We start from the raw sequence: 20,308 nt of genomic DNA on the forward strand, positions 1-20,308 counted from the left end.
CCTACGGCTTGATGCTGCGGATCAGGCCGACGAGGTCGTTCACCACGCCCTTGACGCCGGGGATCCGGGTGAGCCGGAGCAGCCGGTCGACGAGCGGAACCGACCGGTCGATCAGGGTCTTGGTCCGGCGAACATCGGCGCTCTGGTCGTGCACCCAGAACAGGACGATGCCCATCTGAAGGAGCCAGAGGAGTTCCGGGAGTTCGGCTCGCAGGTCGGCGGGGAGCTTGAGGTCGGAGCCGTCGACCACCCGCCGGAAGATCTCCACGCTCGCGTCCCGCGCCGGCCGCGACTCGTCGCTGAACGGCGACAGTGGGCTCTGCGGATCGGCCGCCGTCTTGAAGAACGTGCCGGCGAACTCGTGGTACGGCGCGGCCACCTCGAGCCACACCCGCAGTACGCCGGCCAGTCGCGGTACGAACGCCTTCTCGATAGTCAGGATCGGCTCGACGGCCTCGCGGTGCTGGTCCTGGAGCAGGTCGTAGTACGCCTGCATCAGGTGGTCCTTGGAGCCGTAGTAGTAGTACGCGTTCCCCACCGAGACTCCGGCCTCGGTGGCGATCGCGCGCATCGTGGTCTTGCCGTAGCCCTGCTCCCGGAAGAGCCGGAGCGCGGTCGACAGGATCAGCTCGCGGGTCTGTTCACCCTTCGCGGTCGCACTGTCCGTCACATCCGTCAGCGTAGTCACCTCCCGTCCGAGCCAGGCTCCGCAGCCCGGCCGCCGCCTGTACGACGGCCCTCGCCACCGGCCGCATCGCCGGACTCGCCAGCCGTACGGCGGTGTGTCTGTGTTCCCCCGTGGCCCACAGGCACACGATCCACGCGCGATCCCCGACGTACACGGAGCCGTCGTCGGCCACCACCGTCACCTCCCGGAGCGTGGCCGCATGGTCCAGCGAGGGGTAGAGCGCCCGCGCGTCCGCCGACCCCGCCGCGACGAACCGCAACCGCACCACCCCACCTCGCCCGTCCGGTGCCGGGCGCTGCGCGGCCAGCCAGTCCTTGAACCGGCGGCACAGGCCACACCCGGCGTCGTACAGCACCGTCAACTCACGCACGGCCCGGCGGCCTTCAATACCCGTACTGGGCGTTCTGCTCGGTCACCGTGAGCGGCGCCGGCGGGACGGTGTCGTTCGGCGGCACCGGCGGGTTGCTCATCATGTCGAGCCGGCTGCGGGTGCGGATCTTGTTGAAGATCCAGACGTTCGCCAGGTGCACCACGCCGAGCACCAGCATCACGACACCGAGCTTCACGCTCAGCTGCTCGAAGACCCCGCTGGCGTCCAGCACCGGGCGGTCGCCGCGCAGGAACAGCGTCACGAACCCGAGGTTGATCAGGTAGAACCCGACCACCAACAGCCGGTTCACGGCGTCGGCGAAGAACTCGTTGCCGTGGAACACGTCCACCAGGAAGATCCGCCCGTTGCGGCTCAGCGTCCGCGCCACCCAGATCGTCAGCGGCACCGCGATCGCCAGGTAGACCAGGTACGTAGTGACCGTCATGTCCATCTCGTCCCCACCTTCTTGAACACGTTCAAATCCTTGTCGATCTGAGAGTACGGCGATTTTTTGAACATGTTCAAGTCAGTGGTCGAGTGATCTGGGTCTCGGCTGAGGCAGGATGGCGCCATGACTTCCTGGGTCTTCGAGGGAACCGTCCTCCCGACCGGCGACGCCGCCCGCCTGACCTTCGGCGGGGACGCTGGACAGCACCTTCCCGGCCGGTACGCCGTACCCGGGCTGGTCGACTCGCACTGTCATCTGACGCTCGCCGCCGGGCCGAACGGGCCCGATCCGCAGGGCGCCGAGTTCGCGGCAGACCGCCTCGACGAACTGGCGAGCGCCGGTGTCAGCGCGGTCCGGGACGTCGGCGGCAACCGCGAAGTCACCCTGAAGCTCGCCCGCACCACCGACGACAGCCGCCCGCACGTCCTCGCCGCCGGCCGCTTCCTCGCCCCGAGCGGCCGCTACTTCCCGCAGGCGTACGAGCCGGTCGCCCCGGAGGATCTGCTGGCCGCGGTCGAGGCCGAGATCGCCGACGGCGCAACCTGGCTGAAGCTGGTCGGCGACTTCCCCGAGGTGGGTCCGGACAGCCCGATCCGGGGCAGCAAGATCAGCCCGACGTACGAGCTCGACCTGGTCGCGGCGATGGTCGAGCTCGCCCACTCGCGCGACGTCCGGGTCGCCGCGCACGTCAACACCGACCACGTCTCCGGCCTGATCCACGCCGGCATCGACTCGGTCGAGCACGGTACGGCGCTCACCGAGGACGACCTGCGCGCGCTCGGCGCCCGCGGCGGCGCCTGGACGCCAACGCTCTGCGCCTCGATCTCCCCCAGCCCGAACGAGACCCCCGAACGAGCGGCCCGGCGGCAGGTGCAGTCGGAGTACCTCGCCTCGATCCTCCCGCTCGCCGAGCGGTACGGCGTCCGCGTGCTGACCGGATCGGATGTCGTCGGCACCGTCGCCCGCGAGATCGACCTGCTGGTGCAGCACGGACTTTCCGTGGAGCAGGCGCTCACCGCGGCGTCGATCGGCGCTCAGGAGTTCCTCGGTCTGACCGGCGCGGGCAACCTGGTCACGTACGACGCGGATCCGCGCGAGGACCCCGCGGTCCTGGCGACGCCGGCCGCGGTGGTCCTGAACAACCGGAGGATCGCATGAAGGAGAAGGACCTGGACCGCTGGGTCGCGCAGTACCGGAAGGCGTGGGAGTCGAACGACCGCGAGGACATCGCCGCGCTCTGGACCACGGACGCCGCCTGGTACCGGCGGCCGGACGAAGACCCGGTGGTCGGCCAGGACGCGATCGTCGACGCCTGGCTGGAGGTCAAGGACGCGCCGGGCGAGACGACGTTCGAGTACGAGGTGCTCGGGTTCGGTGACGGCGTGGCGTTCGTCCGCGGCTGGACGACGTACCTGACGAATCCGCCGAGCGACTTCAGCAATCTCTGGGTGATCCGGATGGACAAGGACCGCGCGTACGAGTTCACCGAGTGGTGGATGGTGAAGCCGAGCTGAGGTACGGTGCCGGTAGGCGCTCAGGGTGCCACCGGTCCGCGGGAAGGGCTCAGCCCACCTGATGGATCTTTGAGATGTGGCACCAGTTCACCTCCTTTCTCGCCTGACGATGCGGACAGCAGGCTCGTAGAGAGGAGGTCGGCGATGCCGACCCGGAACCTTCCGAACGACCCGCACCTGGACCACCTGCGCAAGCAGGCCAAGACCCTGCTCAAGGACGTCCACGCCGGCAATCGCGAGGCACTCGCGCTGGCCGCTGAGTTCCATCCGGTGACGACGCTGGCGGACGCGCAGTTGGTGATCGCCCGCAGCTACGGCTTCCCGAGCTGGCCGCGGCTCGTGCGGCATCTCGAACTGGTCGACCGGTACAGCCGCTCGCCGCACCGGCAGCCGATCGGCGGCCCGCTCGACACCCCCGAGCAACGCGCCGACGAGTTCCTCCGGCTGGCGACGCTGCACTACGGCGAGGACGATCCGGCCCGGCAGCAGTCGGCCGCCGACCTGCTCGAGCGTTTCCCGGAGATTGCCCAGAGCAACATTTGCACCCAGGTCGTGACCGGCGACCTCGACGGCGTCCGCGCGAACCTCGCCCAGGCGAGCGCCGAAGGCGGACCGTACCGCTGGGAGCCGCTGCTTTACCTCACCTACAACCGCCTCGCCGCGCCCAACCAGGTGGAGATCGCGCGCCTGCTACTCGCGAACGGCGCCGACCCGAACGCCGGCTATCTCTGGCAGGGCATGCCGTCACCGTTCACCGCGATCACCGGCGTCTTCGGCCGCGGCGAAGGCGACCAACCACCGCACCCGAACCGGGTCGAGCTCGCCCGGCTCCTGCTCGCCGCCGGCGCCGATCCGAACGACAGCCAGACCATGTACAACTGCGGTCCCGGCTGTCCCCCGCCGTACGACGACGTGCATCTGGAACTGTTGCTGGAGTACGGACTGGGTCGTGGTGACGGTGGGCCGTGGCACGAGCGGATGACGACCGCGCACCCGACACCACGCCAGCTCCTCGAGGACGAACTCGTGTTCGCGTCCTCGGCCGGGCTGCTGCACCGCGTCGAGCTGGTCCTTGCCCAGGGCATCGATCCGGACGAGCGCGGGACGAAGCACCCGGGCTTCGGCGGGCATCGCGCGTACGAACTCGCGGCCGTCCAGGGACACACCGAGATCGCCGAGCTACTGCGAGCTCACGGTGCCGCTCCTCTTGACGACGTCCACGAGGTCCTCGCCGCGGCCTTCCGGGGCGAGACGCCCGTCGTCACACCGGAACTCGCCGCCCGGACCGTCGCCCGCAACCCGTACCTGCCGATCCGGGCCGCCGAGATCGGCCGGACCGAGGCGATGGAACCCCTACGAAACCTCGGCTTCGACCTCAACGTGATGTACGGCTCGGCGCCGATCCACCGGGCCGCGATCAACGGTCACTTAGACACGGTGCGGAGACTGATCGAGCTGGGCGCCGACCCGGAGCTGCGCGATCCGTCGTACAACGGGAACGCTCTGAGCTGGGCCGAGCACAATCACCAACAGGCCGTGGCGGACTACCTCAGGGGCTGACGGCGAGGAACAGGAACGCGCTGAACACCGCGAGGTGGACGGCGCCCTGCAGCAAGGTGGCCTTGCCGGTCGCGAAGGTGATGGTGGCGGTCACGACGGTCAGCGCGAACAGCACCATCTCCTTGCCGCCGAGCCCGAGGACGAGCGGCCCGGTCAGCCAGATCGAGGCGACGGCGATCGCGGGGATGGTCAGGCCGATACTCGCCAGGGCCGAGCCGAGCGCCAGGTTGACGCTGGTCTGGAGACGGTTCCGCAGTGCCGCGCGGACTGCGGCAATCGTCTCCGGCAGCAGCACCAGCAGCGCGATCACGACGCCGACGACGGGCAGCGGCAGGCCGGCCGACTCCACGGCGTGCTCGAGGTTCGGCGAGACGGTCTTGGCGAGTCCGACCACCGACACCAGGCAGACGAACAGCAGCCCGAGGCTGATCATCGCGGTCGCCGTGCGCGGGGCGGCCGCGTGGTGCTCCTCGTCCTCGTCCACGTCGCCGCTCGGGCTGTGCGGGAGGAAGTAGTCACGGTGCCGGATCGTCTGGATGAAGACGAACACGCCGTACATCACCAGCGACGTAACGCCGGCGAACGCGAGCTGCGCCGAACTGAACTGCGGCCCCGGCGCACTGGTCGTGAACGTCGGCAGCACCAAACTCAGCGTGACCAGAGCAGTCATCACCGAGAGAGCGGAGTACGACGCCTGCACGCGGAAACCCTGCACGCGATGCCTCAGCGAGCCGACAACGAGAGACAGACCGAGGATGCCGTTGCAGGTGATCATCACCGCGGCGAACACTGTGTCCCGGGCCAATGTCGCGGCCTTGTCACCGCCGGACGACATCAGCGTCACGATCAGTGCGACCTCGATGATCGTCACCGCCAGCGCGAGGATCAGCGTGCCGAACGGCTCACCGACCTTGTGCGCGACGACCTCGGCGTGGTGGACGGCCGCGAACACGGCAGCGCCCAGACCGGCACAGACCAGGATCAGCAACACCGTTCCCAGGTGCCGGTGCCAGGACAGCACGAGGTCCAGGAAGGCGAGTGCGGGCACGACGAGGGTCCAGCGCGGCAGCCCTTGGAACACGGATCTGTTCATCCCCAGCAAGCCTATCGGCAATCCCCTTGGCTTCCCGTGAAGCGCGGGTGATGCTTCTCCCACTATGACTCTTGAGATCCGTGACGCGACCGACTCCGACTGGCCGGCGATCTGGCCGTTCTACCGTGACATCGTCGTCGCACGGGAGACGTACACCTACGATCCGAACGTGACGGAGGAGGACGCGCGGGCCGGATGGATGCGGCCGTCGAGCTCACCGTTGGCGCGGACCACAGTCGCGGTCGATGCCGACGGCACCGTTCTCGGCAGCGCGAACATGTACCCGAACCGCCCCGGTCCCGGCGCGCACGTTGCCAGCGCGAGCTTCATGGTCGACGGCAAGGCCCGCGGGAAGGGCGTCGGCCGGGCGCTCTGCGAGGACATGATCGACTGGGCGCGGCGGACGGGTTTCCGGTCGATCCAGTTCAACGCCGTGGTCGAGACCAACGAACCCGCCGTGCACCTCTGGCAGGCGCTCGGCTTCCGGATCGCCGGCACTGTTCCCGAGGCCTTCGACCATCCGACGCTCGGGTACGTCGGTCTGCACGTCATGTACCGTCCGCTGCCATGAGGGACAGCCGAGCGCGCCAACTGTGGAAAACTCTCGAACCCTTCCACGCGATCACCTACTTCGCCCCGGAGACCAGGCAGGCGACCGACGTGCTCGGCCTCAAAGGCGGCTGGATGAGCTACTTCGGCTGCCGCGCGGCGTCCCTCGGCGCGGCCGGCCCGGAGCTCGTCGCCGCCGTGTTCTACAACTTCCACCCGGCGATGGTTGCTCGATCCCTCCCGGACGCCTGGACTTACGCGACTCCGGAACAGCTCCTCGACGCCCGCCTCACCGCTGTCGACGACGCCGTACGCCGTTTGGTGCGCGACGCATCGCCGAACGACACCGCATGGTCTGGTGGCGGGTTCGACCGGGCGGCTGAGCTCGGGCGCCGCGCGGCGGAACTCGCGCCGGTCGCCGGCCGGCCGCTGGCGGCGGCGAACTCAGCCCTGGAGTGGCCGACCGAGCCGCATCTCGTGCTCTGGCAGGCGACGACCATCCTGCGCGAGTCCCGAGGCGACGGCCATGTCGCGGCGCTCGTTGCCGCCGGTCTGAGTCCGTGCCAGGCGTTGGTGACGATCTCCGCGGCCGGTGGGCCGGCGAAGGAGGTCTTCCAGCTCAACCGGCGGTGGAGCGACGAGGAGTGGGCGGCCGCGTCCGACGACCTCCGGAGTCGCGGGCTGCTCGATGTGGATGGCGCTCTCACCCCTGCGGGCCAGGCGCTGCGGCAGCAGGTGGAGGACATGACGGACACGCTCGCAGATCAGGGATGGCAGGCGCTGGGTGACGAACTCACCACCGAGTTGCACGATCTCGTGCGGCCGCTGAGCGCCGTACTGATGGCTGAAGAGTTGATCCCGGCGGACAACCCGATGGCTATGCGCTGGGACTGATCCGGTCCGCGAGTGCGCGGAGCGACTGCGCGAGCTGCTCGCCGGTCGGCGCTCCATCGGGGTCGGACATGCGCTGCGCGACGACGCCGAGGAGCATCGCCTGCAGGAGTGAGCCGATCGCCTGGGTCTCGTCGGCGTCCGCGTCGGGGGCGACGCCACCGAACAGGTGCGCCAGCCCTTCGCGGGCCTCACCCTGCATCTTCGCCAGCTCGGCGACCAGATCAGGCATGCTCGCACCGAGGCTGAGCACCTCGAACTGAGCGGCCCAGAGTGCCCGGAGCCGCGGATTCTCCAGACTCCCGGCGATCTGCTCCCACGTCGCCACGAACTGCTCACGCGGCTGGCGTACGACCGCCCGCACAGCCTGCACGTCGGCGGCTTCCGCGCCGCCGACCGCCGATGCCCACTCGTTGATCAGCAGCTCCCGGAGCGCCTCGTTCAGGAGGGTCTCCTTCGAGCCGAAGTGGTAGCCGATCGCGGACAGGCTGACCCCGGCCGCGGTCGTGCCCCCGCGTCGCGGTCGGGTGGCTACGCGGTCGACTTCCGCGGCGCGTCGATGACGGTGCTCGAGCGGATGGGCATCCTGTCCGCGGTCGAGGAACGCGCCACCCAGATGGGCGCAATGACGTACGTGAAGGGGTCCGGCAAGGTGGCCGCGAAGACCTCGACCGAGGCGTTCAGCGGTGAGCTGGAGATCCTCCGGGGCGACCTGGTCGACATCCTGTACGAGCGGACCGCGAGTACGACGGAGTACCTCTTCGACGACTCGATCGCTGCGCTGACGCAGGACGAGTCAGGGGTCGACGTGGCGTTCGAGTGCGGCGTGACCCGGCGGTTCGATCTGGTGATCGGCGCGGACGGGTTGCACTCGAACGTACGACGGCTGGCGTTCGGCGCGGAGTCGTCGTACCGGCACGACCTCGGGTACTACGCGTCGGTGTGCACCGTCGAGAACCACCTCGGGCTCGATCACAGCGGGCAGATCTACAACGTGCCCGGCAAGACGGTCGGGACCTACAGTGCGCGTAGCAACACCGAGGCGAAGGCACTGTTCTACTTCGCGTCCGATCCGCTGACGTACGACCGCCGCGACGTACCGGCGCAGCAGGCGATCGTCGAGCAGCAGTTCGCGGGTCTCGGATGGGAGGTGCCGACGCTGCTGGACGGGATGCGGACCGCGCCGGACTTCTACTTCGACTCGATCAGCCAGATCAAGCTGGACAGCTACTCCTGCGGCCGTGTCGCGCTCTGCGGAGACGCCGGGTACTGCGCCTCTCCGCTGTCCGGGATGGGGACCAGTCTCGCGATCGTCGGTGCGTACGTCCTCGCGGGCGAGCTGCACGCGGCCGGCGGCGACCATGCGCGGGCGTTCGCGGCGTACGACGACCGGATGCGCGGGTTCGTGGCGGCGTGTCAGAAGCAGGCGGTCGACGGGGCGATGTGGTTCATCCCGGCGAGCAGGTGGTTCATGAAGCTGCGGAACCTGACCTTCCGGCTGATGCCGTACCTGCCGTGGCGGAACATGATCCGCGACATGTCGCTCAAGGTCGGGAACGCGATCGAACTCCCGGAGTACGCAGACCTTCCTCGGCGGCCCGCAGTACCGCGGCCGTGAGCGCGTCGAGGACCTCGGACCCGAGCTTCCAGTGCTGCCAGTACAACGGCACGTCGATGTATTTGCCTGGAGCAACTTCCACGAGACGGCCGGCGGCCAGCTCGGGTCCGGCCACCTGGTCCTCGATCATCCCCCAGCCGAGACCGATCCGGACCGCTTCGTGGAACGGCGCGGATGCCGGGATCGCGTGCGCCGGTGGGTCGAGCTTCCGCCTGGTGACCTTGCGGATCAGGCGATGCTGCAGAACGTCCTTCTCGTTGAACAGCACCAGCGGTGCCTCGGCGAGTGCCTCCGGCAACGACTTCCCGGCCAGCCACCGCTCGGCGTACTCCGGAGTCGCCAGCGGCAGGTACCGCATCTTCCCCAGCGGTACGACGCGACACCCCTGGACCGGTCGCGGATCAGCGGTCACCGCGGCGAGCACCGTCCCGTTCCGCAGGTACTCCGCCGAGTGCTCCTCGTCCTCCTGATGCACCAGGAACCGGGCGTTGTGGGTCCGGGACAGATCGAGCATCGCCGGCAGGAACCAGTTGTTCAGCGAGTCCGCGTTGACCGCGATCGGGATCCGCTGCGCGTCGATCGTCCCCCGGACGGCGGCGATCGCGTCGAGCTCGAGCAGCGACACCTGACGGGCCAGCCGGAGCAACGCCTCACCCGCGGCGGTCGCCCGCGCAGGCTTGCCGCGCATCACCACGACCTGACCGAGCCGGCTCTCCAGCGCCTTGATCCGTTGACTGACCGCGGACGGCGTCACCCGCAACCGCCGTGCGGCCGCGTCGAAACTGCCTTCGTCGACGACGGCCACGAAGGTCTCGAGCTGCACGGAGTCGAACTGCATGATGAAGCAATCCTAAGGGTGCTTCAGAATCTTTAGCTGGTTTGACGATGGTCAACTCCCTACCGTCGAAGACATGCCCCTACTCGCCGGATTCGCCACGTCGATGTCCCTGATCGTCGCGATCGGCGCCCAGAACGCGTTCGTCCTCCGCCAGGGGCTGCGCCGCGAACACGTCCTCTCGGTCGTCCTCACCTGCGCGCTGTCCGACGCCCTGCTGATCTCCAGCGGCATCCTCGGCCTCGGCGCACTGATCACCCGCAGCCAACTCGCCCTGGACATCGCCAAGCTCGGCGGTGCCGCGTTCCTCTACACGTACGCGTTCCTCGCCGCCAAGCGAGCGCTCAGCCCCGGCCGCCGGATCACTCCCACCGACCACACACCCATCGCTCTGCGCAGTGTCGTCCTGACCTGCCTGGCCTTCACCTATCTCAACCCGCACGTCTACCTGGACACGGTCGTCCTGCTCGGCTCCCTCGCCAACCAACGCGGCACCGACGGCCGCTGGCTCTACGGCCTGGGCGCCGTCACCGCCAGCTTCACCTGGTTCTCCGCACTCGGCTTCTGCTCCGGCAAACTCGCCCGCCTCTTCGCCCGCCCCCGAGCCTGGCAGATCCTCGACGCCACCATCGCCACCCTGATGACCACCCTCGCCACCTGGATGCTCCTCCCCTGATATCAACAGGCCTGATTCCCCGTTGGTCGCGACCCGCGCTTCCGGATACACTGTGAGTAGCAAGACCAGCCCCTCTGCCCGCTCGGGCACGGGCTGGTCGTCTTTTCTGGGGGCTTTCGCGTGCTTTCCTACGCCAAACCACACCTGTCCTTCGATGCCCAAGTCGAACTGCTGCAAAGCAGAGGCATGGTCATCGACGATCCCGCCGCCGCAGCCGAACTCCTGGGTGCGGTCGGCTACTACCGCCTGAGCGGCTACTGGTATCCCTACCGGCGCCAAGTCGCTCCGAGACAACGCGACGATCAGTTCGTCGCCGGCACCGACTTCACCACCGTCGTTCGGCTCTACGATGCCGACCGACGGCTCAAGCTTCATGTCCTCGACGCGATCGAGCGCGTCGAGATCGCGTTGCGGGTGATGATCGGGTTCACGCTGGGGAAGCGCGGTGCCTACGCACACCTCGACCGGGCGAACCTCGACGGACAGTTCACCCGCCTGGACGGCACACGACGGAGCAAGTACGACGGCTGGATCGCCAAGGTCCGTGACGCCCAGCGCCGGTCCTCCGAGGACTTCGTCGTGCACTTCCAGACCACGTACGACGGCCGGCTGCCGGTGTGGGTCGTGACCGAGATCCTGGACTTCGGTTCCACCGCGCACCTGTACGCCGGTCTCAAATCCGCCGATCGCAGCGTCATCGCGCAGGAACTCGACATCGTTGACCACCACGGACAGGGCAACGGACACACGTTGAGCAACTGGCTCCGAGTCCTGAACTACGTCCGCAACATCTGCGCACACCACTCCCGGCTCTGGAACCGACACATTGTCAACAAGATCGCGGCGCGACAGTTGGCGAGCATTCCGGAGTTGCAGCACCTGAGCGATCCGATGGTCTCGCACGACCGGATCTACTCGACGCTGTGTGTCCTGGCGTTCTTGATGCAGCGTGTTGGTCGGGGTCCGTGGGCCTCGGAGCTCCGGGTGCTGGTTGCGGGTGAGGTGCCGGCGTGTGGGCGGAGTCTTTCGGAGATGGGGTTTCCGCCGGAGTGGGACGGATGCTGGCCGTGGAGTGTGATGCGGGGGTGAGCCTGTGGACGTGACGGTGTTGTGTGATGCCGTGGCGGTGTTTCCGGAGGCGGTCGGGGATGCCTTGCCTGGTTGGGGTTCTGAGCAGTCGGCGTGGACCGCACGGGTGATGCCGGGGAACGTGCGTGGTGACGGGTGGCTGCTGCATTTCCACAGTTATCTGGTCACGTCGGAATCCGGCGTGGTGCTGGTGGATGCGGGCGTCGGGCCGGCTGGCGGCGAGGCCGCCGAGTGGCTGGGCGTTGCCGGGCGGTTGCCGCAGTTGCTGAGCCAGGTGGGTGTGGCCGCGTCCGAGGTGGACGCGGTCGTGTTGACGCATGTCCATCTGGACCATGTGGGGTGGGCGTCCGACGGTTCCCGACCGGCGTTTCCGCGGGCGGAGTACGTCGTACAGCGGGCTGAGCTGGAGCATGTGCGCGGCGGTACGACGTACTCGCAGCGGATCCGGCCGATCGAAGAGGCCGGGCAGTTGCGTGTGGTCGAGGGTGATGTGGCGCTGCGCGGAATGCGGTTGGTGCCCACTCCGGGGCACACGCCTGGGCATCAGTCCGTGGTGACCGAGCGGGCGGTCCTGGGTGGCGATGTGCTGGTGCATCCGGCACAGGCCCGGTGGCCAGAGCTGACCTACGTATACGAGCGGGACCCGGCGATCGCGGTGACTTCGCGACGCGAGGTACTGGCGATGGCCGCCGCGTCGGGAGTCCCGATCGCGGCGGCGCATCCCCACGGCGCACTGGCAGCCGACGCCACCGGGGCCGCTTCGACCCCGGGCGCCGGCGACGCGGTCTGCCCGCCGTACAGGCTTTAGCGATAGCCAGTGGTGTCGGCGGGTTTGCCTGGGCCTTCGACCTCGGCGATGTACCGCCACGCGTCCGGCCGGCTGCCGTCGACGTCGGTGAAACCGTAGACCTGCGCGAGCTCCCCACTCGACGTCGACTTGCCGTGCCACCGCCGTACGTCGGGATCCGCCGCGAGCGCCGCCACCGCGCGGCCGACGTACGACGGGCTCTCGGAGATCGCGAAGTGCGGGACCTGCTCGGTCGCGTCCCGCCAGTTCTCCTCGCGGACCCCGAATCCCTCGAGCATCGCCTCGGACCGCAACCACCCCGGCGTCAGCAGGACAGCGGTCGCGTCGCGCTTCTCCAGCTCGTGCGCCAGCGCGAACGCGACCCGCCCGACCGCACCCTTCGCGACGTCGTAGAAGAACGAGACGCGGTACGTCTCGGCGTTGTACTCACGCGTCCCGTCGGTCATCTCGATCACCAGACCACCCGGCGACTTCAGCAGCAACGGCAGCGCGTGGTGCGCGGTGATGATGTGCGTGTTCACGCCCAACTGCAGCAACCGCAGACCGGCGTCGAGATCGCTCTCCCACACGGTCTTCTCCCACTCGGGCTCGCCGTGCTGCCCCCAGATGTCGTTCACCAGGATGTGCAGCGCGCCCTGCTCACGCTCGATCCGCGCGACCAGATCCCGCACCTGCTCGGGATCCAGATGATCCACCGGTACGGCGATGCCGTGTCCGCCCGCCTTGTCGACCAGCTCGGCCGTGTCCTCGATCGTCTCGGGCCGGCCCATCTCGGACCGCCGGGCCCGCGTGCTCCGCCCGGTCACGTACACGGTCGCGCCGGCCGCGCCGAGCTCGACCGCGATTCCCCGGCCGGCCGCCCGGGTCGCTCCCGCGACCAGCGCCACCTTCCCCGCCAACGGTTTCATCCATCCTCCTGATTCATACGTTGTACGATTATGTACCATACGGCGTATGGTTAATGTCGGCAAGCGGGCCGGACGGCCCCGCGCCGGGGAGGAACGACTGAGCCGGCAGGCGATCCTGGCGACGGCGCTGCGGATCGTCGACGACGAGGGCATCGACGCGCTCACGATGCGCCGGCTCGCGGCGACACTGCAGGTCAACCCGATGTCGCTGTACCACCACCTGCCGAACAAGGCGGCCGTGCTGGCAGGTCTCGCGGAGTTGGTGTTCGCCGGCCTGGAGCTCCCCGACCCGGGCGACACCGTGCCGTGGGACGAGCAGCTCAAACAGGCCGCGCGCGCCTATCGCGACGGCCTCCGCCAGCACCCGAATCTGGCGCTCCAGGTGCTGTCGGACGCGTCCACCGTGTCGGACGTGGTCGTGGTGACGATGGAGCCGTTCTACCGGGCCCTCGATCGCGCCGGGCTCACTCCGCGGCAGATCTTCGAGGCCGCGAACACCCTGATCGACTTCATCCACGGCTTCAGCCTCGGCGAGGCGTCCGTCCGCGCGGAGACCTTCGAACTCGCGCCCGACCTGCTGACCCGGGTGCGCGCGCTGCCGGAGGGCAAGGCGCCGACCCTGAGCCGCATCGTCAACGAACTCGGCGCGGAAGGTCTCGCCTACGACTTCGACAGCGGTTTCGAGTCCGGGCTCGGCACCTTCGTCGCCGGCCTCGCGCGATAACGCGAGATCGCCACGCCGACGAGACACAGCGCGCCGCCGCCGTACGCGAGGGGTGCCGGGCTCTCGCCGAGCAGCAGCCAGCCGAGCAGGATCGCGATCGGCGGGACGAGGTACGTCGTGGCGCCCATCCTGCCGGCGGTCGTCCGGGCCAACGCGTACGCCCAGGTTGTGAACGCGATCGCGGTCGGGAACGCGCCGAGGAACACCACCCACCAGATCGTCGACGCCCGCGCTTGCCCCGCCTCGCGTACCAGCGTCGGACCGAACGGCAGACACGCGACCGCTCCGATCACACACGACAGCCACGTCACCTCGAGCGCGGGCAGCCGGGCGAGCAACGGCTTCTGGGAGACCACGCCGATCGCGTACGCCGCCGCGGCGATCAGGCAGAGCGCCACGCCCCACGTCTCGGCGCTGCCGTTCGACGACGATAGTCCGATGAGTACGACGCCACCGAACGCGACGACACTCCCGAGCACCAACTGACGCGGGAAGCCCTCGTGCAGCAGCACGCCCGCGAGCAGCGCGATCAGCAGCGGGCCGATGTTGACCAGCATCGCCGTCGTCCCGGCGTCGAGGTGCCGCTCCGCCTCGTTCAGCGCGAGGTTGTAGACACCGAACCAGAGCAGGCCGCAGAGCAGCAGGAACTTCCAGTCCCGCTTCGCCGGCCAGCGCCGCGGCCGGGTGAATACGAAGACCCCGAGCAGCACGCTGCCGACCAGCAACCTGCCGAGCGACAACGCCCCGGCCGAGATGTCCTGCCCGACGTGGCGGATCGCGACGAACGCCGACGCCCACAACACCACAGTCACCGCCGCCGCACCCGCGGCCGCCATACCCGGTTTCCTCATGCTGATGGAACGCGTTCGCTGTTCATGATGTGAGGCTAGGTCTCGGACACTTCGGCCGCCGCCGAATCACGCGGCGCCGGCAGCGCGAACGGTACGACGAACGCGGTCAGCAGCACCGGGATCGTCAGGGCCGCGACGAGGATCGCCATTGTGAACCACACCGACCCGACCGCGAACCCGGCGTACACCGCGATCGCGGACACCTCGGAGAACAGCCCGGACACCGACGTCACGGTCGCTCGGGCCGGACCGGTGATGGCGTCCTGCAGTCGCGACTCCGACACCACGATCACCAGCTGCATGACACCGTACCCGATCGCGATCGGCAGGAAGCCCCAGGCCGAGCCGCTCAGCGCGCCGGTCGCGATCAGTACCGCGGTCGCCGCCAGCCCGACCCCGAAGGTTGCTGCTGGCAACTTGTACGCCGGTCCGGCGAGCGCACCGCCGATCGCCTGGGCCGCCACGGTGCCCGCGATCAGCAACGGGATCACGCCGGTCGCGGCACCGGTCTCGCGAGCGAGCAACGGGAAGTACTCGTCGAAGGCGAGGAAGCCACCGAGGATCGCGACCAGGAAAACGGCACGTCGTACGACGCCACTTGTCAGCACCTCCGACACACCGGCGCGGAGCATGTGGAGATAGTTCCCGAACGCGGCGCGCGCGCCAGGCTCCTCGGACTCCCGAGCGGCCTCGACCGGGCGCGGTTCGGGCAGCGACCACGCGACCAGCGCCTGCGTCAGGCAGCTCAGCACGCTCACCACACCCGCCAGCGTGTAACCGCCGAGGGCGAAGAGCGGGGTCGCGAGCGCCGTCGCGGTCAGGTTCGCCACGAACGACGCGGACCTCGCGCGACCGAGCAGGGTCGCGAAGTGGCCGGTGCGGTTCCGCGCGGCGAGCTCGTCGTACGCGAACGCTTCGTAGGTGCCAGAGATCAGCGCGGACGACGTACCCCAGAGGACGAACCCGAGGGCGAATCCGGCGAACGTCGGGAGCGTGATCCAGGCGGCGTACCCGAGGCCGCTGAGCAGGGCGCCGAACGTCAGCAGCTTGCGGCGCGAATACGTGTCCGCCCAGGCACCGGACGGCACCTCGAGCACGAAACCGGTCGCCGACCAGATGACGAACAGCGTCGAGATCTGGGCAGCCGACAGCCCGTGGTCGGTGAAGAGCAGCTGGTACAGCGGGTAGAGCGGGATGAAGTCCTGCAGCGCCTCGAAGGCGATCAGCCGGACCGACAGCCCTCGGTCAGAGCGTCAAAGGTGCGGGCTCGGAAGTCTCATGTCCTCGACGATACGGCATAAATGAGGCGCGGATCAGCCGGAATTTCGGTCAGAGTAGGGCGATGGGACAAGTCAGCGAACGGTTCTGGGCGAAGCTCCCGGACGGCAGCCGGGACGCACTCGTCGACGGGCTGAGCCAGTCCGAACTGCAGTCCGTCCTGCTGGACGTGACGCGTGAGCGCGCCGCCAAGGTGACGCCGGCGCGACTCCTGCAGCGCTGGCAGCAGGATCGGTTCGTGCGGCCGTCGGGCATCGATCCGCGGGAACTGGTGAAGACCCAGCAGCGGCTGTGGGAGCTGCTGCCGGAGAAGTTCGACGGCGTGCAGCTCTCCCCGATCACCCCGCTCGGCACCTGCTCGACGGTCGCGACGATCAACCAGAACCAGGTGGTCAGCACGGTGCGCGGCACCGAGGTCGCCAGCGACCCGACCAACGAGCTGGCGATCGAGGCCGCCGTACGGCGTCGTGCTGGGCAGGACCGTGTGCACCTGGCGGCCTGTCAGCGCGTCGTCCGGGCGCAAACGTTCGACGGGCCCGGGATGACGGCGCACTTCGAGTTGTTCGTGCTGGTGTCGAGCGCTCGGGACTCCGGATCGTTCCGGACCGAGGCGGAGCTGCTGATCGACCACCTGAACTTCTGGCACGCCGTACTCGGGGAGAAGGCCGAGCTGACCTTCACCGCCTTCCGGGAGAACGGGCTACGCGACCGGATCGAGGACACCGTCCGTCCGGCGCTCGGGGTCGCGTTCACGGAGGACGCGGAGCGGACCAAGAGCGCGAACTACTACGCGGGCCTGGGACTCGGCATCGACCGCGGCGGCGCCGGCCTGGGCGACGGCGGCTTCACGACCTGGACCGCGGACCTGCTCGGGGACGCGAAGGAACGCTGCCTGACGTCCTGCATCTCCACCGAAGGCCTGACCGTCACCGCAGCTTGACCGTTACCGCAGCTTGAGCAGCCCTGCGTCGGTCGGGCGGAAGCCGCAGGCGTCGAGGTAGAACGCGGTCAGGTGCGGCTCGAAGTCCACGTGCAGCCACTCGCACCCGGCCTTCCGAGCCTCCTCGGCAGCGGTCAGCACGAGCTGCTTGCCGATGCCCTGCCGACCGTGCTCCGGATGGACGGCGGTGTCCAGCACGAACGCATGCGCACCGCCGTCCCAGCACACCTGCACGAACCCGACCAGCTGATCGTTGCTGAAGGCACCGACCCAGGTCAGCGCCCACCGCTCCAACCGCTCCGCCCACGCGTGCACTTCGGGCTCGCCCTCGAACGCGGCAGCATGCAACAAGGACAGCTCCCGATCATCCACCGGGAAACGTACGACGTACTTCACAGCATCCCCACCGCGGTCTCGAGACGAGCATTCCACGCCGTACCCTCACCGTCGGGCAGATCGGACAACGACAGATACCCCTGCACCATCACGGACGGCAGCACGCTGCGCAGACCGTCGACGGCGCCATACGAATCCAGCGCTTCGGGCCACGCCGTGGGCTCGACGGACGACACCAGGAACCATGCGAGATCCAGTACGCCGGGAGCCGCCGACACGTCCTCCCAGTCGAGGAACGCGACCTCCCCGTTCGGCCCGGTCCGCAGGTTCTGCGCGGACGCGTCACCGTGCACGAGCGTCATCGGGCCGGCGGCCGCGATGTCGCGCTCGGCGTCCTGCACCTTGCCGACGAGGCGCTCACCGAACCCCAGCACGGTCGGCGACAGGTCCGACCGCGCCGCGATCGCCGGCCACAGCTCGTCGTACAGGGCGGCGACCAAGTCGTCTCCGGCGCCGATCGGTCGGAGCCAGGGCCATTGATCCAGTTGGCCGGCCCAGCGGTCGTGGAGGTCGCGGAGCGCTCGGGCTCCGGCCTGCGGGGATGCGCCCGGGGTCCAGGCGGAGAGATCCTCGAGCACCAGCAGGGTGCCTTCGGAGCTCTGCTCGGCCTGGAAGCACTCCGGCACCCGGACGCCGACGACCGGGGCGATCTCGGTGTAGAACCGGACCTCCGACTCGAACATCTTCAGGACATCCGGAATCGACCCCGGCACCGCGGGCGGCCGGCGCTTCACGTAGTTCGGCACCCGGTCAGGCTAGACACCTACCAGGCCGAACGTGACTGGTTTTTCTAGGCGACGAGCGTGAACGCCTGCGCGGAGGCGGAGTACGCGCGGGGGCCGGACGGGATGCGGTGGGTGGACCGCTCCTCGACCCGGATCGCGCTGGTCTGCAGCCGGACCGGCAGCGTCGAGCGGACCGCGGTGGTGAGGTCGAACTGCACCTCGGCCAGCAGGTCGGTGAGCTCCAGCTCGAGCGCGCGGCAGATCGCGGCGAGGATCTCCGAGGACGGCTCCTTGCGGCCGCGCTCGATCTCGGACAAGTACGGCACCGACACCTGAGCCTGCTCGGCGAGCTCGCGCAGGGTGATGCCCCGCTCGCGCCGCAACCGGCGGAAGACGTTCCCGATCACCTGGCGTAGCAACACGTCCTGGCCCTCCTCGCCTCCGGATGTCCTGTACCGAGTGTGCCATCCCGCACGGGTCCGCCGTACGAAGATCTGCCCTGAGCAGATTCCAGGCGCGGATCTGCTCACGGCGAAGTCAGCGCTCGAGGGCCGTCTGCAGGTCGGCGGTGAGGTCTTCGGGATCCTCCAGACCGAGGCTCAACCGCAGCAGCGCGTCGGAGGGCTTGGCCTCGGAGGCGACGAGGCGGTGGGTGAGCCCGGCGGGGTGCTGGATCAGGGTGTCCACGCCGCCCAGGGATACCGCGTGGGTGATGAGCTTCAGCCCGTCGGCCACCCGGGACGCCGCCTCGAAACCGCCACTGACGGTGAACGCGAGCACCGCGCCCGGCCCCGACTGCTGACGTCCGATCAGGCCCGCTGGATCGGCGAGGCCAGGGTAGTAGACCCGCTCGACACGCGGCTGCGCCGCCAGCCAGTCGGCGACCTTGATGGCGGTTGCCTGCTGCGCCCGGACTCGCACCGGCAACGTCTGCAATCCCCTGTGCAGTTCGTACGCCGCCATCGGGTGCAGCAGGCCACCTGTCACAGCGCGGATCTGCCGGAGCCGGCCGACCCACTCCACGCCGGCCGCGACGACGCCACCCATCACGTCGCCATGACCGCCGAGGTACTTGGTGGCCGAGTGCAGGACCAGGCTCGCCCCGTGCCGGGCCGGCTGCTGCAGCACCGGCGTCGCGAAGGTGTTGTCCACCAGCACGGGTACGTCGCCGGCCGCGGTGGCGACGGCTGCGATGTCCACCAGCTCGACTGTCGGGTTCGCCGGCGTCTCGACGAGCACCAGGCCCGTGTCCGGACGGATCGACGCCGCGACCTCGGCGGGCTGTGCGTAAGTGACGGTTGTCCCCAGGAGGCCTGTGGATAACAAGTGGTCGGAGCCGCCGTACAGCGGGCGGACGGCGACCACGTGGGGGCGACCGGCGGCAACCGTGGCGAGCAGACACGCGGTGAGCGCGGCCATCCCGGAGCCGAACGCGACCGCGCCGTCGGTGTGCTCGAGTTCGGCGAGCGCGTCCTCGAACCGCGCGACGGTCGGGTTCCACAGGCGCTGGTAGACGAGGCTCCCGCCGTCCGGCCCGCGGCCCTCCGCGAGCGCGTCGTACGACGCTCCGCCGGTGTGCACGCCCGGGAGCGGATAGGTGGTGGACAGGTCGATCGGCGGGACGTGGACGCCGAGGGCGGCCAGGTCGCGGCGACCGGCGTGTACCGAGCGGGTATCGAGCTGGGTCATCAGGCACCTCCCTGTGGATAACTGAGGTGACTGTGGAATCTTCTGCGAGATCAGCGCAAGAGTTCCGAAGAAAATTCGTCCACAGGGTCGTCCACACGCTGTGGATTCTGTGGACCCGCCCTACAGTGGTGGTATGCCGAAGGATCGTCGGAGCCCGGGACCGGCCCCGCGGCCGCTTCCCGACGGGCTCGACGACGTCGACCTGAAACTGGTCGAGCTGCTCACGGCCGACGGCCGGATGCCGAACAACGCGCTCGCCGAGGCAGTCGGCCTCGCGCCGTCGACCTGCCTGACCCGGGTGCGTTCCCTGCGCGAGCGCGGAGTGATCCGCGGCTTCCACGCCGACGTGGACCTGGCCGCGCTCGGCCGGCCGCTGCAGGCGCTGATCGCGATCCGGATCGGCGCGCACTCCCGCGACGAGATCGACCGCTTCCGCACGAAGGTGCCGCGGCTGCCTGGGGTCCTGTCGCTCTTCCATGTCAGCGGAGCCAACGACTACCTGCTGCATGTGTCAGCCGCGACTCCCGACGCGCTGCGAGAGTTCGTGCTGGATCATCTGACCGCGGATCCCGCGGTCAGCCACGCCGAGACGAGCCTGATCTTCGAGCACGTCCGCGGCGGATGAGTTCTGCCTCGGGCGGAGTTCCGCCTCGGGCTC

25 protein-coding genes are annotated in these 20,308 nt (G+C 69.1%); 12 read left to right on the plus strand and 13 right to left on the minus strand.

From position 1 onward, the window contains the following. Window position 1: 1 nt before the first annotated feature. Genes ACWGID_RS10560 through ACWGID_RS10570 form a run of 3 tightly spaced genes read right to left on the minus strand, consistent with a single transcriptional unit; the run spans window position 2 to window position 1,503 of the window. On the minus strand, window positions 2-670 hold the full coding sequence (locus ACWGID_RS10560) for a TetR family transcriptional regulator (RefSeq protein WP_452196165.1): 669 nt from the start codon (window positions 668-670) through the stop codon (window positions 2-4). Next, complete coding sequence (locus ACWGID_RS10565) at window positions 642-1,058, minus strand: thiol-disulfide oxidoreductase DCC family protein (protein ID WP_452196166.1); 417 nt, start codon at window positions 1,056-1,058, stop codon at window positions 642-644. The genes ACWGID_RS10560 and ACWGID_RS10565 overlap by 29 nt, the downstream gene beginning before the upstream one ends. Before the next feature lie 13 nt (window positions 1,059-1,071). After that, window positions 1,072-1,503, minus strand: coding sequence for a hypothetical protein (locus ACWGID_RS10570; protein WP_452196167.1), 432 nt, complete (start codon window positions 1,501-1,503; stop codon window positions 1,072-1,074). Window positions 1,504-1,629: 126 nt separating this feature from the next. Here ACWGID_RS10570 and ACWGID_RS10575 point away from each other — a divergent pair, with 126 nt between their 5' ends. From ACWGID_RS10575 to ACWGID_RS10585, 3 genes are all read left to right on the plus strand, one after another. Further along, on the plus strand, window positions 1,630-2,664 hold the full coding sequence (locus ACWGID_RS10575; RefSeq protein WP_452196168.1) for an amidohydrolase family protein: 1,035 nt from the start codon (window positions 1,630-1,632) through the stop codon (window positions 2,662-2,664). Next, window positions 2,661-3,020, plus strand: coding sequence for a YybH family protein (locus ACWGID_RS10580; protein WP_452196169.1), 360 nt, complete (start codon window positions 2,661-2,663; stop codon window positions 3,018-3,020). Before ACWGID_RS10575 ends, ACWGID_RS10580 begins: the two co-directional genes overlap by 4 nt. Window positions 3,021-3,164: 144 nt before the next feature. Next, window positions 3,165-4,580, plus strand: coding sequence for an ankyrin repeat domain-containing protein (locus ACWGID_RS10585; protein ID WP_452196170.1), 1,416 nt, complete (start codon window positions 3,165-3,167; stop codon window positions 4,578-4,580). Here ACWGID_RS10585 and ACWGID_RS10590 read toward each other — a convergent pair. Beyond that, window positions 4,570-5,673: a calcium:proton antiporter gene (locus ACWGID_RS10590; protein WP_452196171.1), complete on the minus strand. Its 1,104-nt coding sequence runs from the start codon at window positions 5,671-5,673 to the stop codon at window positions 4,570-4,572. The genes ACWGID_RS10585 and ACWGID_RS10590 overlap by 11 nt on opposite strands. A gap of 64 nt (window positions 5,674-5,737) precedes the next feature. Here ACWGID_RS10590 and ACWGID_RS10595 point away from each other — a divergent pair, with 64 nt between their 5' ends. Next, on the plus strand, window positions 5,738-6,244 hold the full coding sequence (locus ACWGID_RS10595) for an N-acetyltransferase family protein (RefSeq protein ID WP_452196172.1): 507 nt from the start codon (window positions 5,738-5,740) through the stop codon (window positions 6,242-6,244). Then, entirely contained in the window at window positions 6,241-7,116 is an 876-nt protein-coding gene (locus ACWGID_RS10600) for an SCO6745 family protein (RefSeq protein WP_452196173.1), read from the plus strand. The genes ACWGID_RS10595 and ACWGID_RS10600 overlap by 4 nt, the downstream gene beginning before the upstream one ends. Here ACWGID_RS10600 and ACWGID_RS10605 read toward each other — a convergent pair. Continuing rightward, a complete protein-coding gene (locus ACWGID_RS10605) occupies window positions 7,100-7,486 on the minus strand; it encodes a hypothetical protein (protein WP_452196174.1) in 387 nt (128 codons plus the stop codon). The genes ACWGID_RS10600 and ACWGID_RS10605 overlap by 17 nt on opposite strands. Before the next feature lie 93 nt (window positions 7,487-7,579). Here ACWGID_RS10605 and ACWGID_RS10610 point away from each other — a divergent pair, with 93 nt between their 5' ends. Then, window positions 7,580-8,731 (plus strand): FAD-dependent monooxygenase, encoded by a 1,152-nt coding sequence (locus ACWGID_RS10610; protein ID WP_452196175.1) that lies wholly within the window; start codon window positions 7,580-7,582, stop codon window positions 8,729-8,731. Here ACWGID_RS10610 and ACWGID_RS10615 read toward each other — a convergent pair. Next, window positions 8,658-9,569, minus strand: a complete 912-nt coding sequence (locus ACWGID_RS10615) for a LysR family transcriptional regulator ArgP (RefSeq protein ID WP_452196176.1) — start codon at window positions 9,567-9,569, stop codon at window positions 8,658-8,660. The genes ACWGID_RS10610 and ACWGID_RS10615 overlap by 74 nt on opposite strands. 73 nt (window positions 9,570-9,642) lie before the next feature. Here ACWGID_RS10615 and ACWGID_RS10620 point away from each other — a divergent pair, with 73 nt between their 5' ends. The 3 genes from ACWGID_RS10620 (at window position 9,643) to ACWGID_RS10630 (ending at window position 12,139) form a co-directional block, all read left to right on the plus strand. After that, window positions 9,643-10,242 carry a LysE/ArgO family amino acid transporter gene (locus ACWGID_RS10620; protein ID WP_452196177.1) on the plus strand — a complete coding sequence of 200 codons (600 nt, stop codon included), beginning with the start codon at window positions 9,643-9,645 and terminating at the stop codon, window positions 10,240-10,242. A 186-nt stretch (window positions 10,243-10,428) separates the two neighbouring features. Continuing rightward, entirely contained in the window at window positions 10,429-11,331 is a 903-nt protein-coding gene (locus ACWGID_RS10625) for an Abi family protein (RefSeq protein ID WP_452196178.1), read from the plus strand. Between the two features lie 4 nt (window positions 11,332-11,335). Further along, on the plus strand, window positions 11,336-12,139 hold the full coding sequence (locus ACWGID_RS10630) for an MBL fold metallo-hydrolase (RefSeq protein ID WP_452196179.1): 804 nt from the start codon (window positions 11,336-11,338) through the stop codon (window positions 12,137-12,139). On the opposite strand, the gene ACWGID_RS10635 is transcribed toward ACWGID_RS10630, so the two are convergent. Then, the gene (locus ACWGID_RS10635; protein WP_452196180.1) at window positions 12,136-13,047 is read right to left on the minus strand and encodes an SDR family oxidoreductase; all 912 of its coding nucleotides are present in this window, start codon (window positions 13,045-13,047) and stop codon (window positions 12,136-12,138) included. The genes ACWGID_RS10630 and ACWGID_RS10635 overlap by 4 nt on opposite strands. 46 nt (window positions 13,048-13,093) lie before the next feature. Between ACWGID_RS10635 and ACWGID_RS10640 the strand changes: the two genes are divergently transcribed. Then, window positions 13,094-13,771 (plus strand): TetR/AcrR family transcriptional regulator, encoded by a 678-nt coding sequence (locus tag ACWGID_RS10640; protein ID WP_452196181.1) that lies wholly within the window; start codon window positions 13,094-13,096, stop codon window positions 13,769-13,771. Here the strand turns inward: ACWGID_RS10640 and ACWGID_RS10645 are convergent. Continuing rightward, the gene (locus tag ACWGID_RS10645) at window positions 13,708-14,607 is read right to left on the minus strand and encodes a DMT family transporter (protein ID WP_452196182.1); all 900 of its coding nucleotides are present in this window, start codon (window positions 14,605-14,607) and stop codon (window positions 13,708-13,710) included. The genes ACWGID_RS10640 and ACWGID_RS10645 overlap by 64 nt on opposite strands. Window positions 14,608-14,657: 50 nt before the next feature. Beyond that, window positions 14,658-15,860, minus strand: a complete 1,203-nt coding sequence (locus ACWGID_RS10650; protein WP_452196463.1) for an MFS transporter — start codon at window positions 15,858-15,860, stop codon at window positions 14,658-14,660. A 104-nt stretch (window positions 15,861-15,964) separates the two neighbouring features. On the opposite strand from ACWGID_RS10650, the gene ACWGID_RS10655 reads away from it, so the two are divergent. Beyond that, the gene (locus tag ACWGID_RS10655; RefSeq protein WP_452196183.1) at window positions 15,965-16,840 is read left to right on the plus strand and encodes a hypothetical protein; all 876 of its coding nucleotides are present in this window, start codon (window positions 15,965-15,967) and stop codon (window positions 16,838-16,840) included. Between the two features lie 3 nt (window positions 16,841-16,843). On the opposite strand, the gene ACWGID_RS10660 is transcribed toward ACWGID_RS10655, so the two are convergent. From ACWGID_RS10660 to ACWGID_RS10675, 4 genes are all read right to left on the minus strand, one after another. After that, window positions 16,844-17,236: a GNAT family N-acetyltransferase gene (locus tag ACWGID_RS10660; protein WP_452196184.1), complete on the minus strand. Its 393-nt coding sequence runs from the start codon at window positions 17,234-17,236 to the stop codon at window positions 16,844-16,846. Next, window positions 17,233-17,982 carry a phosphotransferase family protein gene (locus ACWGID_RS10665; RefSeq protein ID WP_452196185.1) on the minus strand — a complete coding sequence of 250 codons (750 nt, stop codon included), beginning with the start codon at window positions 17,980-17,982 and terminating at the stop codon, window positions 17,233-17,235. Before ACWGID_RS10665 ends, ACWGID_RS10660 begins: the two co-directional genes overlap by 4 nt. Window positions 17,983-18,026: 44 nt before the next feature. Further along, window positions 18,027-18,383 carry a helix-turn-helix domain-containing protein gene (locus ACWGID_RS10670; protein WP_452196186.1) on the minus strand — a complete coding sequence of 119 codons (357 nt, stop codon included), beginning with the start codon at window positions 18,381-18,383 and terminating at the stop codon, window positions 18,027-18,029. 115 nt (window positions 18,384-18,498) lie between these two features. Then, window positions 18,499-19,650 (minus strand): trans-sulfuration enzyme family protein, encoded by a 1,152-nt coding sequence (locus ACWGID_RS10675; protein WP_452196187.1) that lies wholly within the window; start codon window positions 19,648-19,650, stop codon window positions 18,499-18,501. Between the two features lie 133 nt (window positions 19,651-19,783). On the opposite strand from ACWGID_RS10675, the gene ACWGID_RS10680 reads away from it, so the two are divergent. Further along, window positions 19,784-20,275, plus strand: coding sequence for an Lrp/AsnC family transcriptional regulator (locus ACWGID_RS10680; RefSeq protein WP_452196188.1), 492 nt, complete (start codon window positions 19,784-19,786; stop codon window positions 20,273-20,275). Window positions 20,276-20,308 lie beyond the last annotated feature (33 nt).

This window comes from Kribbella sp. NPDC054772 (assembly GCF_053611945.1).

What these genes read in the sequence shown, in the direction of transcription:
- ACWGID_RS10600 (WP_452196173.1), top strand. Translation starts at nt 6,241, where the DNA reads ATGAGGGACAGCCGAGCGCGCCAACTGTGGAAAACTCTCGAACCCTTC.
- ACWGID_RS10625 (WP_452196178.1), top strand. Translation starts at nt 10,429, where the DNA reads ATGGTCATCGACGATCCCGCCGCCGCAGCCGAACTCCTGGGTGCGGTC.
- ACWGID_RS10655 (WP_452196183.1), top strand. Translation starts at nt 15,965, where the DNA reads ATGGGACAAGTCAGCGAACGGTTCTGGGCGAAGCTCCCGGACGGCAGC.
- ACWGID_RS10645 (WP_452196182.1), bottom strand. Translation starts at nt 14,607, where the DNA reads ATGGCGGCCGCGGGTGCGGCGGCGGTGACTGTGGTGTTGTGGGCGTCG.
- ACWGID_RS10595 (WP_452196172.1), top strand. Translation starts at nt 5,738, where the DNA reads ATGACTCTTGAGATCCGTGACGCGACCGACTCCGACTGGCCGGCGATC.
- ACWGID_RS10580 (WP_452196169.1), top strand. Translation starts at nt 2,661, where the DNA reads ATGAAGGAGAAGGACCTGGACCGCTGGGTCGCGCAGTACCGGAAGGCG.
- ACWGID_RS10585 (WP_452196170.1), top strand. Translation starts at nt 3,165, where the DNA reads ATGCCGACCCGGAACCTTCCGAACGACCCGCACCTGGACCACCTGCGC.
- ACWGID_RS10615 (WP_452196176.1), bottom strand. Translation starts at nt 9,569, where the DNA reads ATGCAGTTCGACTCCGTGCAGCTCGAGACCTTCGTGGCCGTCGTCGAC.
- ACWGID_RS10680 (WP_452196188.1), top strand. Translation starts at nt 19,784, where the DNA reads ATGCCGAAGGATCGTCGGAGCCCGGGACCGGCCCCGCGGCCGCTTCCC.
- ACWGID_RS10570 (WP_452196167.1), bottom strand. Translation starts at nt 1,503, where the DNA reads ATGACGGTCACTACGTACCTGGTCTACCTGGCGATCGCGGTGCCGCTG.
- ACWGID_RS10675 (WP_452196187.1), bottom strand. Translation starts at nt 19,650, where the DNA reads ATGACCCAGCTCGATACCCGCTCGGTACACGCCGGTCGCCGCGACCTG.
- ACWGID_RS10640 (WP_452196181.1), top strand. Translation starts at nt 13,094, where the DNA reads ATGGTTAATGTCGGCAAGCGGGCCGGACGGCCCCGCGCCGGGGAGGAA.
- ACWGID_RS10620 (WP_452196177.1), top strand. Translation starts at nt 9,643, where the DNA reads ATGCCCCTACTCGCCGGATTCGCCACGTCGATGTCCCTGATCGTCGCG.
- ACWGID_RS10575 (WP_452196168.1), top strand. Translation starts at nt 1,630, where the DNA reads ATGACTTCCTGGGTCTTCGAGGGAACCGTCCTCCCGACCGGCGACGCC.
- ACWGID_RS10590 (WP_452196171.1), bottom strand. Translation starts at nt 5,673, where the DNA reads ATGAACAGATCCGTGTTCCAAGGGCTGCCGCGCTGGACCCTCGTCGTG.
- ACWGID_RS10635 (WP_452196180.1), bottom strand. Translation starts at nt 13,047, where the DNA reads ATGAAACCGTTGGCGGGGAAGGTGGCGCTGGTCGCGGGAGCGACCCGG.